We start from the raw sequence: 9,967 nt of genomic DNA on the forward strand, positions 1-9,967 counted from the left end.
GGGCTGGTCGCTGCAGGTGAACGGGTGCCGCAGAGCCCCGAACTCTTGGGAGGGGTTTCGCAATGAAGCACGCACGTTGGTTCTACCTGTCGACCGCCGCTCGACACCGCCACCGGCATGCCCTCGATCCGCGCCGCGGCCAGATCGAGCAGCATGTCCCAGGCCGGATCGGCGAACAGCCCCTCCCCGAGATACACCTCGCGCAGCCGCCGATCGCGCAGCATCCGACGAAAATCTGCCGCCACGATCTCGGCCGCACCGTCGCGAGCCGGCGGGGGGGCCGGCGTGGCTCTGTGGTCATCCGCAACGTCGGCGAGATCGCCCAGCGTCCGCGCGATCCGTTCCAACTCGCTCCCGATCCCGCGCAGCCGCTCGGCATTTCCGCCGGAATCCTGCCGCACGCTGTCGTTCGCACGCACCAACGCCAGCGCGATCGTCACCGCTGCGTCCGCTTCGGTCGGATTGCACAGGATCGGCACCGCATCCGATCGCAATCGGGCCGTGGTGCGGTCGATCAACTCCGGCACGATCGCCACGACCATCCCGGCCCGCCCGCGCGTCGCCAGGGCCTCGATCCGGTCGAGCACGTCTTCGAAATCAGGTCCGGGTTCCCCGCCCGCCACGACGAACAGCAGGGCCGCCGCCAGCCCGGCATCCGCGTCGGCGGCCTCGGCAAAACCCAGCGTGCGGATCACCTCCACGCCCTGCGCGCGGAGCATGGCGTTCGCCCGCTGCCCATCCGGCGCACGGTCCGCAATGACGATCGCCGTGCGCGGGCTCGGGGAATGCGTGTAATCCACATCCCCCATCGCGGCGATGTTCAATGCGCCATCGCCTTGACGATATCATCGACCATCTTCTTCGCATCGGCCAGCAACATCATCGTATTGTCCATGTAGAATACGCTGTTGTCCACGCCGGCATAGCCGACCCCGCCCATCGATCGTTTCACGAACAGCACGGTTTTCGCCTTTTCGACGTCCAGCACCGGCATGCCGTAGATGGGGGAGGATTTGTCGGTCTTTGCCGCCGGATTGGTCACGTCATTGGCGCCGATGACGAACGCTACATCGGTCTGCGCGAACTCGCCGTTGATATCCTCCAGCTCGAACACGTCGTCATAGGGCACGTTCGCTTCGGCCAGCAGGACGTTCATGTGCCCCGGCATCCGCCCGGCAACGGGATGGATCGCATATTTGACCCGCACGCCCTCTTTCTTCAGCAAGTCGCCCATTTCGCGCAGCGCGTGCTGCGCCTGGGCCACCGCCATGCCATATCCCGGCACGATGATGACCTGTTCGGCCTGCTGCATCAGGAATGCGGCGTCTTCGGCCGATCCGCGCTTCCATGGCCGGTCCGTCGCCGCTGCCGCCGGCCCGGCGCCGGTATCGCCGCCGAACCCGCCGGCTATCACGCTGATGAAGCTACGGTTCATCGCGCGGCACATGATGTAGCTCAGGATCGCGCCGGACGATCCCACCAGTGCGCCGGTGATGATCATCGCACTGTTGCCCAGCGTAAACCCCATCGCCGCCGCCGCCCAGCCGGAGTAGCTGTTGAGCATGGACACCACCACCGGCATGTCCGCGCCGCCGATCGGGACGATCAGCAGAAAGCCGATGACGAACGACAGGCCCGTGATCGTCCAGAACACCCACGCCGACTGATCGACGGTGAAATAGCCGATCAGGATCAGGATTCCCGCCAGCAGGCCCAGATTGATGACGTGCCGCCCTGGCAGCATGATCGGTTTTCCGGACATCTTGCCGGCCAATTTCAGGAACGCGATGATCGATCCCGAAAAGGTGATCGCACCGATCGCGACACCCAGCCCCATTTCGATCCGGCTGGCGGCGTGGATCAGCCCGGTCGCGGGATCGACGATCCCGAACGCATCCGGATTGAGGAACGCCGCCGCCGCCACCAGCACGGCCGCCAGACCGACCAGCGAATGAAATCCCGCCACCAACTGCGGCATGTCCGTCATCGCGATCTTCTTCGCGGTAAACAGCCCGATGCCGCCGCCGATCGCGATCGCGACCAGGATTTCGGGCAGGCTGGCGATGTCGTGCGTCAGCAGCGTCGTCGCGACCGCGACACCCATGCCGAAGATACCCAGTCGGTTGCCTCGCCGCGACGTCGCGGGGCTCGACAGCCCGCGCAGCGCCAGGATGAAACACACCCCCGCGACCAGATAGGCGACCCCGACCCACGCCGGCATTGCGATCGCTTCATGCATCTCTCGTCCCCCCACGGCGCCTAGCGCTCTTTCTTCTTGTACATCGCCAGCATCCGTTCGGTGACGGCGAAGCCCCCGAAGATGTTGATGCTCGCCAGCACAACCGCCAGCAGGCCCAGCCATTTCGACGATGCCGAACCCGCTGCCGCGGACGCGACCAGCGCGCCGACGATGATGACGCTGGAAATCGCGTTGGTCACCGCCATCAACGGCGTATGCAGCGCGGGCGTCACCGACCACACGACATAATAACCGACGAAGCACGCCATGACGAAGATCGAGAGGATCGCGATGAAGCTCATCGTGCCAGCACCTTTTCACCCAGCAGTTTCTGGATCGCGATCGTATCGCTCTGCCGGCTGATCTTGACCGTGATCGGCGCAGCCGCACTCGATATCCAGAGATTCAGGTCCGCATCCAGATCGAACGATCCCGCGGTCTCGACCGAAAATCGCACGATCGAGCGATACGGAATGCTCTGGATCGCAACCTTGCTGCCGGTCAGGCCCTGTACGTCCACCAGCACGAAGCGATGGGTCGTCAGGAACGCCGTATCCCGGACGGTGCGAAATGCCGCCAGCACCGACTCCCCGGCTATCAGGATCGGACCATATTTCTCGGCGATCTCCGCCGGATTGATCTCATGTGCGCTGAACAGTCCCATTGGGTTCCCCTCCCGTTCGCCGGCCGCAGCAGGCATCATCCCAGCAATCGCGGATGCACCACTTGTCCGCCCTGCGTCAGGCGGATCGCGTCACCGATCTCGTCGCCGGGCGCCAGTACCGGTCTTCCGGCCTCCTTGTCCCAGAATGCGGACAGGAAGTTGAACAGGTTGCGCGCGTAGAGCGCGGACGCGTCCGCCGCCAGCCGGGACGGCACGTTGCGATGTCCGACGATCTTGACGCCGTGACGCACCACCACTTCGCCCGCGACTGCGCCTTCGACGTTGCCCCCCGCTTCGACGGCCAGGTCGACGATCACACTGCCCGCACGCATCGTCGCGATCTGCGCATCCGACACCAGCCGCGGCGCCGCACGGCCCGGGATCAATGCGGTCGTGATGACGATGTCCTGCTTGGCGATATGGGCGGAGACCAGATCCGCCTGCCGCGCCTTGTAGGCATCCGACATCTCGGTGGCATAGCCACCGCTGCCCTCGCCCTCGATCCCGGCCTCATCCTCGACGAAGATCGCCTTGGCCCCCAGGGATTCGATCTGCTCGCGCGTCGCGGATCGCACATCGGTCGCCGACACCTGCGCGCCCAGCCGGCGCGCGGTCGCGATCGCCTGCAACCCCGCCACCCCCACACCCATGACGAAGGCGCGCGCCGCCGATATAGTACCCGCCGCCGTCATCATCATCGGAAAGGCGCGGCCATATTCCGCAGCGGCATCCAGGACCGCCTTGTACCCCGCCAGATTGGATTGCGACGACAACACGTCCATGGATTGCGCCCGCGTGATCCGCGGCATCAATTCCATCGCCATGGCCTCGATGCCCGCCGCGGCATAGCCATCGACCCGCGCGCGTTCCACGAACGGCGCCAGGGTCGCGATCAGCCAGGCGCCGGATGCCGTTCCGGTCAGCGCCGCAGGATCCGGGCCCTGCACGCCCAGCACGATGTCCGCACCCGACACCGTTGCGACCCGATCGCCCAGCACCGCGCCGGCCGCGGCATAGGCGTCATCCGCGATCGACGCCCCCGTGCCGGCGCCATGTTCCACCGCCACGCTGGCGCCCAGCGCGATGTATTTCCTAACCGTTTCCGGCGTCGCGGCGACACGCGCTTCCCCCGCGGCCCCCTCCCTCAAAACCGCGAGTTTCATGCCTTCGTCCTCAACTGGCGATGATGAATACGACGACCGCAACGACGATGGCGGTGGCGATCGTGCCCCATTTCGCCATGTTCAGGAACCCGGTGTACGTGGCGACGTGCGCCTTCTGATCCATGCCGTTACCCTGTTCCGCGCCCATTTGACTTTCCTCGCTCGTTTCTTGTTGCCGGTGTGATAGCCGCGACATTCGGCCACGCCAAGCCCGCGCTTAAGCCCGCCTTTACTACCCACCGGCTAGAACAATCGCCGGACTATCCCCAACGGAGCACCGCCGGCAATGCCCGACGACACGCGCACGCTGCTGCTGATCGACGACGAACCTGCGCAGGGGCGGCTCGTCTCCGCGATCGTCGCGCGTGCGGGATGGCGTACCCTGCGCGCGCGCCATGCCGAAGAGGCGCTCGCGCTGCTGGGCGGGCCCGGCATGCCCGCGGTGGATTGCGCGCTGATCGATCGCTGGGCACCCGATGTCGCGACCGCGGGCGACGATCCGGCGGGCGACGTCGCGATGCTGCGCGCCTCTCACCCCAACCTGCCGATCCTGATGATCGCCGCGACGCCGACCGTCGCCGGCGCGGTAGCCGCGATGCGGACCGGCGCCACCGATTTCCTGGTGAAGCCATTGTCGCCCGATCGCCTGCTCGCCGCGCTCGACGCCGCGGTGGATGGCCGCCGCGGTGCCGGCGAACTGCGACCGCTGACCGAAAAGCTGTCGCAGACCCTGGCGTTCGATGAAATCGTCGGATCCGCGCCCGCGTTTCGCTCCGCGCTCGCGATCGCGGCCAAGGCGGCGCGCGCGCGCGTCTCGATCCTGATCGAAGGCGAAAGCGGCGTCGGCAAGGAAGTGGTCGCACAGGCGATCCACGCCGCATCACCGCGCGCCCGCCGTCCGCTGATCGTCGTCAACTGCGGCGGCATCCCGGCCAACCTGATCGAAAGCGAGTTGTTCGGCCATGAACGCGGCGCCTTCACCGGCGCCTTTGATCGCCGCGTCGGGCGGTTCGAACAGGCCGATGGCGGTACATTGTTTCTGGATGAGGTTGGCGAACTGTCACCGGACGCACAGGTCCGGCTGCTGCGCGTGCTGCAATCGGGCGAGGTCACACCGCTTGGCGCGCGCGGCCACCGCATCGTCGATGTCCGTGTCGTCGCCGCCACCAACCGCACGCTGATCGACGAAGTCGCCGCTGGCCGCTTCCGCGAGGATCTCTATTACCGGCTGGCGGTGGTGCAGGTCGCCGTACCGCCGCTCCGCGATCGAATCGCCGACCTTCCTGCCCTTGCCCGCCACCTGCTCGCGCGCATCGCGGATCAGCCGGGCGTGCGCGGGCTCGGGATTACGGACTCCGCGCTTGCGCTACTGGCGCGCTACACCTGGCCGGGCAACGTCCGCCAGCTCCAGAACGCCTTGTTCCGCGCCGCAGTCCTGTGTGACGGCGACGCGCTGACAGCGGCGGATTTCCCGCAGGTCGCGACCGAAACCGGTGCGGAGCGCGCAAAGGTGGCCGGTCCGGTGCTGGCGGGCGGCGTCACCCTGTTCGAACCCAACGGCCATATGCGCACGCTGGAGGCGATCGAGGCGGACGTGATCCGGCTGGCGATCGGCCATTATCGCGGCCGGATGACCGAAGTCGCGCGCCGGCTCGGCATCGGTCGCTCGACATTGTACCGCAAGCTCGGCGAAATGGGCATCGACAACGCCGCCTGACTGGACACCGTCCCGCACCGCCCCGCATGAGTTTCCACATGTTCGACCTCCAAGACCGCGCCATCCTCGTCACCGGTGCCGCATCCGGCATCGGCCGCGCCACCACGCACGCGCTGATCGCGGCGGGCGCGGCCCGGCTGGTGCTGGTCGACCGCAATGCGGGCGGCCTCGCCGCCATTGATGCCGCCGGCGCGGCGGTCGAGCATCATGTCGGCGACGTGTCCGACCCGGTGTTCTGGGATCGGCTCGACCTCGGGCGGATCGATCATCTCGTGGCCTCCGCCGGCATCGCGACCAGCGGCATGATCGCGGATCTCGATCTGGCGGACTGGCGCCATACGCTTGCGGTCAATCTCGACGGCACCTTTCTGGCCCTCCGCGCCGCCATGCGCGCCATTCCCGCCGCCGGGTCGATCGTCCTGGTCGCATCGGCATCGGGCGTGAAGGCCGAAGCCGGCATAGCCGCCTATGCCGCATCCAAGGCGGCGGTGCTGCAATTGGCCCGCGTCGCAGCCAAGGAGGGTGCACCGCGCGGACTGCGCGTCAATGCAATCGCGCCCGCCGGCGTCGAAACCCCGATCTGGAACGCCGTCCCGGCGTTTGCGGCGCTTGCCGCCGAACGGGGTGAAGCCGCCGCCTATCGCGCTATGGCGGCACAGGCGACCCCGCTCGGCCGCTTCGCCACCGCGGCCGAAATCGCCGGTCAGATCCTGTTCCTGCTATCAGACGCCTCCGGCTATATCACCGGCCAGGCCATCATCAGCGACGGTGGCTACACCTTGTGATCCCCGCCGTTCGCCTCCTGGCCATACCAATCCGGCTGATGCTAGCGCTGTTCGCGGTCTATGCGCTCTGGACCATCCCGTCCCTGCTGCCGCGCTGGGGCGCATCGCCCACCGGCTTTGCGCTGCTCGCCGGCTGGCTCGTCCTCGCGTCCGCCGCCTGGCCACTTGCACGGGGCCGGTGGCATGGCCCGCGGCGGTGGACCGTGCTGATCGCGATCACGGTCGGGCTCCGGCTGGTAGTGCTGGCCTTCAGCTGGGGGCATGCCCCGACCGGCGATCCGATGATCTACGTCCAGCTCGCACGCGACATGCTCGGCGGCCGGGGGCTGTCCTTTACCGACCCGTTCACCGGCGTCACCTTCCGCGCGCTCTATCCGCCCGCGTATCCGCTGCTTCTGGCCGGTCTTGGCGGGCTGTTCGGCCTCGGCTCGCTCATGCTCTGGTCCAGCAATCTGCTCCTCGACCTCATGGCCGCCGCGCTGATCGTCCGGATCGGTCATCGCGCCGGCGCTGCGCGCGGTGGGCAGGCGGCGGCATGGCTCTATTTGATCTGGCCGACTTTCCTGCTCGCCACCCCGTTCGCGCAGAAGGAGCCGCTGGTGTCCGTCCTCGCCCTCGCGCTTGTCCTGCGCCTGCTCGGGCTGAAGAACAGGCGGGCACCGGACACCCGCGACGGGGCGATCTTCGGCATCCTTGCCGGCCTGCTCGCGCTTACCCAGCCCGGGCTCGCCACACTGCCGCTGATGGCCGGCCTGCTGCTGCTGCCCGTTCTCGGCTTTGCGCCGCTGTTCGCGCTGGCCTGGCGCAGCATCCCCGTCGCGCTGCTCCTGCTTGCGCCCTGGTGGATCCGCAACGGCCTGCTGCTCGGCCATTTCGTACCGCTCACATCCACCGGCGGTATCGGCCTGTGGATCGGCAACAACCCACAGGCCAGCGGCAACTGGATGCCCCTGCCGGACAGCCTGTCGCACCTGCCCGAACTCGAACAGTCCGCCCGCGCCGCCACCGCCGCAAAGGCGTGGATCGCCGGCCATCCGTTCGACATGCTGCGGCTCAACCTCACCAAGCTGTTCCGGACGTTCGGCGTCGAAATCTTTACTCCCCTGCGCTGGAGCCTTCTCCGCCCCGCTTTACCCGCCGCCGTCGCGGCGGCGCTGTTCCCGCTGCTGCAGGGTGCGCTGTTTATCGCGATGGCGCTCGGTGCCGCGCTAATCCGGCGGAGCGGCGGGATCCTCATCCTGCTGCTGGCCGCCATCTTCGCGCAATTGTTGATCTTCGACCTGTGGTTCGAATTCGCCGAACGCCATCGCTATGTCGTCATGCCATTCCTGTTCCTGATACTCGGACAGGCGCTGGCGCGACGCGCTACCCCCGCGGCGTCAGCGCCTCGTCCCGCATCCCGCGCCATAGCCTGATCGCCTGCACCGTCTCCGCCACATCATGCACGCGCAGCAGCTGCGCGCCCTGCGCCACCCCGCTCAGCGCCACGGCGACCGATCCGCCCAGCCGGCGGTCGACCGGCGCTTCGTTGGAAAGGGCGCCGATGAACCGCTTGCGGCTCGCCCCCAGCAGAACGGCGCAACCCAGTCCGTGGAACAGCGACAGCCCGTTCAGCAGCGCTAGATTATGCGCCACGCTCTTCCCGAACCCGATTCCCGGATCGATCAGGATCCGCGCGCGATCGATCCCGGCCGCCACCGCCGCATCGATCCGCGCCGCCAGCCAGTCATAGACCTCGATCAGCACGTCATCATAGTGCGGTCGATCCTGCATGGTCTGCGGATCGCCGGCATGATGCATCAGCACCACCGGACATCCCGCTGCGGCGACCACCGCCGCCGATCGCCTGTCCCACAGCAGCGCGGAGACGTCGTTGACGATCCCCGCCCCGGCCGCCAGCGCGGCCTCCATCACCGCCGCCTTGCGCGTGTCGATCGCCACCGCCACCCCCGCGCGGGCCAGTCGTTCCACCACCGGCGTGATCCGCGCGATCTCGTCGCCTTCCCAGACCGGGGTGGCACCCGGCCGGGTCGATTCTCCGCCCACGTCGATCATTGCCGCGCCCGCCGCGGCCATCACGACTCCGGTATCCGCGGCTGCAGCGGGATCGTCGGCATGGCGACCCCCGTCGGAAAAGCTGTCGGGCGTCACGTTCAGGATGGCCATCACCTGCGGCTGATCCAGCCGGATCGTCCGTTCGGCCAGTGTCAGCGCGGTTCGCGCCGCCACGATCCGCGCCAGCACCGCCTCGGCCTGTCCGCGCGGCCCGTCGGGCAATCTCGCCAGGACGGTCGCCAGCCGTTCGACCGGCACCAGCCGCTGCTCCACGCGCCGCCCGTCTTCCACGCGGATCAGCTCGACCGCGGAGAACCAGACCAGCCCGCCGGCCAGCCGCAACACCTGTTCATCATGACCGAACGGCGCATCGACGAAGCCGGTGGGGCGAAGATAGATATCGCTCACCCCGCCGCCGCCAGATGTCGCTGACGATAGATGTCGATCGGCACCAGCCCGTCCGGCCCATCCACATGCCAGAATGTCCAGCCATTGCAGGACGGCGCATCCTGCACCAGCGCGCCCAGCTTGTGGATCGATCCGGTCCGCAGGCCGGGACCACCCACCGACACCAGCGTTCCGTCACCCCGCACCTCCGCGCGCCAACGCCGCTTCAGGTCGGTCAGCACGGTTCCCGGCACGATTGCGCCCGTTTCGATCATCACGCCGAACGCCACGCGCGGCGCACTGCGCTTCGACGGGATGGTCTGCATCGCGCTTTCGTCCAGCGGCAGCGTCGACGCGATCCGCGCGCGCGCCACCTTCACATATTTCGCCTCGCGCTCGATCCCGATCCAGCGCCGCCGCAGCCGCCGTGCCACCGCGCCCGTCGTGCCGGTGCCGAAAAACGGGTCCAGCACGATGTCGCCCGGCTGCGTACAGGCGAGCAGCACGCGGTACAGCAGCGCCTCCGGCTTCTGGGTCGGATGGGCCTTGTGCCCGTCGTCATCCTTCAGTCGCTCGCCACCCGAACAGATCGGCAGCACCCAATCGGACCGCATCTGGATATCGTCGTTCAGCGCCTTCATGCTGGCATAGTTGAACGTGTAGCGCGCCTTCTCCGACTTCGAACACCAGATCATCGTCTCGTGCGCGTTGGTGAAGCGCGTCCCCTTGAAGTTCGGCATCGGATTGGCCTTGCGCCAGACGATATCGTTCAGGATCCAGAAGCCCTGATCCTGGAGCGCGGCACCCACGCGGAAGATGTTGTGGTAGCTGCCGATCACCCACAGCGTACCGTCGTCCTTCAACACCCGCCGCGCTTCGGCCAGCCAGGCACGGGTGAAACGATCATAGGCTTCGAACGACGCGAATTTGTCCCAATCATCGTCACACGCATCCACG

General features: G+C 67.5%; 11 protein-coding genes. 3 read left to right on the forward strand and 8 right to left on the reverse strand.

The features are described 5' to 3' along the window. The 6 genes from VF649_RS12950 to VF649_RS12975 form a co-directional block, all read right to left on the reverse strand. Positions 1 to 824: hypothetical protein (locus VF649_RS12950; protein ID WP_331012373.1), on the reverse strand; the 824-nt coding region annotated here is incomplete at its 3' end. After that, positions 821 to 2,239 (reverse strand): NAD(P)(+) transhydrogenase (Re/Si-specific) subunit beta, encoded by a 1,419-nt coding sequence (locus VF649_RS12955; RefSeq protein WP_331012374.1) that lies wholly within the window; start codon positions 2,237 to 2,239, stop codon positions 821 to 823. The genes VF649_RS12950 and VF649_RS12955, both read right to left, overlap by 4 nt. Before the next feature lie 20 nt (positions 2,240 to 2,259). Continuing rightward, complete coding sequence (locus tag VF649_RS12960; RefSeq protein WP_331012375.1) at positions 2,260 to 2,541, reverse strand: NAD(P) transhydrogenase subunit alpha; 282 nt, start codon at positions 2,539 to 2,541, stop codon at positions 2,260 to 2,262. Beyond that, a complete protein-coding gene (locus VF649_RS12965) occupies positions 2,538 to 2,903 on the reverse strand; it encodes a PH domain-containing protein (protein ID WP_331012376.1) in 366 nt (121 codons plus the stop codon). Before VF649_RS12965 ends, VF649_RS12960 begins: the two co-directional genes overlap by 4 nt. Before the next feature lie 35 nt (positions 2,904 to 2,938). Further along, positions 2,939 to 4,066: an NAD(P) transhydrogenase subunit alpha gene (locus VF649_RS12970; protein ID WP_331012377.1), complete on the reverse strand. Its 1,128-nt coding sequence runs from the start codon at positions 4,064 to 4,066 to the stop codon at positions 2,939 to 2,941. 10 nt (positions 4,067 to 4,076) lie between these two features. Further along, the gene (locus VF649_RS12975) at positions 4,077 to 4,262 is read right to left on the reverse strand and encodes an aa3-type cytochrome c oxidase subunit IV (RefSeq protein ID WP_331012378.1); all 186 of its coding nucleotides are present in this window, start codon (positions 4,260 to 4,262) and stop codon (positions 4,077 to 4,079) included. A gap of 90 nt (positions 4,263 to 4,352) precedes the next feature. Between VF649_RS12975 and VF649_RS12980 the strand changes: the two genes are divergently transcribed. The 3 genes from VF649_RS12980 to VF649_RS12990 are packed head-to-tail and all read left to right on the forward strand — an operon-like array spanning position 4,353 to position 7,983. After that, on the forward strand, positions 4,353 to 5,783 hold the full coding sequence (locus VF649_RS12980; protein ID WP_331012379.1) for a sigma-54 dependent transcriptional regulator: 1,431 nt from the start codon (positions 4,353 to 4,355) through the stop codon (positions 5,781 to 5,783). A gap of 38 nt (positions 5,784 to 5,821) precedes the next feature. Continuing rightward, positions 5,822 to 6,568, forward strand: coding sequence for an SDR family NAD(P)-dependent oxidoreductase (locus tag VF649_RS12985; protein ID WP_331012380.1), 747 nt, complete (start codon positions 5,822 to 5,824; stop codon positions 6,566 to 6,568). Positions 6,569 to 6,606: 38 nt separating this feature from the next. Beyond that, on the forward strand, positions 6,607 to 7,983 hold the full coding sequence (locus tag VF649_RS12990) for a glycosyltransferase (RefSeq protein WP_331012381.1): 1,377 nt from the start codon (positions 6,607 to 6,609) through the stop codon (positions 7,981 to 7,983). On the opposite strand, the gene folP is transcribed toward VF649_RS12990, so the two are convergent. Both folP and VF649_RS13000 read right to left on the reverse strand, forming a co-directional pair. Then, positions 7,934 to 9,031, reverse strand: a complete 1,098-nt coding sequence (gene folP, locus VF649_RS12995; protein WP_331012382.1) for a dihydropteroate synthase — start codon at positions 9,029 to 9,031, stop codon at positions 7,934 to 7,936. The two genes, VF649_RS12990 and folP, sit on opposite strands and share 50 nt — an antisense overlap. Further along, the coding region (locus VF649_RS13000; RefSeq protein WP_331012383.1) for a site-specific DNA-methyltransferase at positions 9,028 to 9,967 on the reverse strand (940 nt) is incomplete at its 5' end. The genes VF649_RS13000 and folP, both read right to left, overlap by 4 nt.

The organism is Sphingomonas sp., assembly GCF_036387535.1.
GTDB lineage: Bacteria > Pseudomonadota > Alphaproteobacteria > Sphingomonadales > Sphingomonadaceae > Sphingomonas_R.